Raw genomic sequence first — 2,616 nt, 5'->3', positions numbered from 1 at the left:
GTGCGTATTCTCATTACTTTGATCACCGATTCTCATCAGCTTTGATCGCTTGATTTATCATTTTGTAGAGCCATTTTTAAATTAACTTAACTGATCATCATCAGTCAATTCATTTAACTGTTTTCGTATCGATTCTCCTTTTAAATTCAACTTAATTGCACCATGAATCAGCCTATCTAAAATAGCATCAGCATGCGTTGATTCACCGATCATTTGGTGCCAATTTTCCTGTGGTAACTGACTAATGATGATGTGTGATTTATAACCATATCTAGCATCGATTAATTCAAGTAAGTCACTTCGTTGCTGAGCACTGAGTGGCTCTAGCCCCCAATCGTCTAAAATAAGTAAGTCGTATTTAATGAGTTTACCCAATAATTTTCGATAACTGCCATCGGCCTGTGCTAGAAATAGACTTTCAAGTAATTCTTTTAATCGAATATAGAAGACACTTTTCCCTTGTAAACAGTGCTCGTGACCCAAGGCACACGCGAGGTAGGTTTTGCCACAGCCTGTGGCGCCTGTAATTAATATATTCTGATGTAAACTCAGCCAGGTGCTTTGGCTGAGGCTACGTATTTGTGCTTTATCTAGATTGCGCTTCGGCGAGTAAATAAGTTGATTTAACTGACCCGGTACGCGGAATTTTGCTTGTCGCACTAGTCGCTCTATTTTTCTTTGGTCACGCGTATCAATTTCATGCGTTAGTAATAAACTGACGCGCTCTATAAAGCTTTGTTCTTGATATAGGTTTGGCTGTTCAAGCTGCTGCTTGAGTGCTTGCTTTATACCCGATAACTTGAGCAGTTGAAGTTGCTGATTAATTGTTTCTATCATGTTTGCATTCCTTAATGGTAGTAATCTGTGCCACGTATGTTGCTATGTGTAATTGGCTTTTCTGGCTCTGTTTGGAGTGTGGGTAATGGTTGTTGGTCTAACCCTTTTTGCAGCATTTGCTTAATAGATCTGAGTGTGGTCGTATTCATGCAAATTGCTCGGTAGCATGCTCGCTCGAGGCGTTCCTTTGAATACGTTTTAGCTAAACTTAACACCCCTAAACAAGTGCGATAAGCTTGCTCTGGATGACGTTTGCTATTAAGCAATAATTCAACGACTTGATGAGTATAATCACCGATATCCAATGCCCATGAGCGTAAATTTATCGGTGACTGCTCATGCTGTTTTTGATGCGCCTTTGGCATATGATGTGTCTGTGTCGTATGTCCGCCTAAACGGTTTGAGCGTGGATGCTGTGCTATTAAAGTACCGTCATAATAAAGCTGCACGAGTTGATTGGATATGTGTGCGCGTAATTGTTTTTTAACCCACAGATAAGGCACGCTGTAGTAATGTTTTTCTATTTCAACATGGTAATCAATATGCACACGTACTGTTTTGATTTGTGTATATTGATAGGGCTTTTCAGGCAATGGCTTTAATGCGTTTTTATCAACCATATCAAATAGCTGTTTACGTGATTGTTGATATTGCTTCATCACCTTATTGTTCATCATATCCAGTAGCTTTGCTATTTCATGATTGAGTTGCGCTAAGCTGTGGAAGGTTTGGTTACGTAAGCGTGCCATGATCCAACGCTCAACAATTTGTACGCCCACTTCAGCCTTCGATTTATCTTTGGGTTTATAAGGTCTAGCCGGAATGACAGCAACGTTAAAGTACTCGGCTAACTGGTGGTACGTCGGATTTAAATCAGGCTCGTAGCGACAGGTTTTACTGACAGCACTTCTGAGATTGTCGGGAATAACAACGTCAGGAACGCCGCCTAAAAATTCAAAGCAACGCGCATGACTCATTACCCAATCTTCAAGTTGCTGACTATACGTTGCTTCAGCATAGGTATAATTTGATGCACCTAGCACAGCAACGAATATCTGAGCAGTGCGTTTTTCCTGTGTCGTCGGACAAGTAATGGTAATTGTGGGGCCACAATAATCCACAAACAGCTTTTCACCCCCTTTATGCTGCTGACGCATTGAGAGTCGTTGCGTACCTAACCATTGTTTATAAGCTCGGCAGAAGTGACTGTAGCTGTAATAAGGCTCACCCATTTTTTCAAGTAACTCATCAAACACGAGCTGTAATGTTAGGTGTTTATGTTGTTTTAAGTCTTTATTGATATTTAACCAGTCAGGCGTTGGGTGTCTTTTTTTACGCGTTGAGAAGCGCTTGAGTTTGGTGTTGAAAAATGTATTTTGCTGTTTATCCTCAGGTATTGGCCATTGATTTAAGCCTAACTCATTGGCCTTTTTAAGGTAATTAGCCACAGTACCAGGTGAAATATTTAAACTTCTGGCAATCTCTCGATGGGATAATTGTGCTGAGTACTTCAGCCGTAAAATGGAATGTAATTTACTCATAGATATAGGTCTTGTTGTCATTGTTGTTATCCTCATCAAACGATTCAGATAACGGTTTAACACACCTACAAAAATGATAAAACGTGAACTCGGTTACGAGTGGTATTAAGCTTTGAACGGCAAAATCATTAAGAGCATAAAAGTGATCATTTACAAGTGATTTTAGTGATCAAAGCTTAATGAGAATAAGCGATCAAAGTTAATGCAATTGGGTGATCAAAGCTGGAGAGAATATGCA

2 protein-coding genes are annotated in these 2,616 nt (G+C 39.8%); both read right to left on the bottom strand.

Annotated features, from left to right (window positions below):
* Positions 1-81: 81 nt before the first annotated feature.
* A complete protein-coding gene (istB, locus tag GQR55_RS19820) occupies positions 82-837 on the bottom strand; it encodes an IS21-like element helper ATPase IstB (RefSeq protein ID WP_076923272.1) in 756 nt (251 codons plus the stop codon).
* 11 nt (positions 838-848) lie between these two features.
* A complete protein-coding gene (gene istA, locus GQR55_RS19815; RefSeq protein WP_166421945.1) occupies positions 849-2,399 on the bottom strand; it encodes an IS21 family transposase in 1,551 nt (516 codons plus the stop codon).
* Positions 2,400-2,616 lie beyond the last annotated feature (217 nt).

This window comes from Pseudoalteromonas sp. Z1A8, from assembly GCF_011378855.1.
Classification (GTDB): domain Bacteria; phylum Pseudomonadota; class Gammaproteobacteria; order Enterobacterales; family Alteromonadaceae; genus Pseudoalteromonas.
The sequence above is the reverse complement of the archived record's forward strand: the minus strand, read 5'-3'. Positions and strand labels throughout refer to the sequence as shown.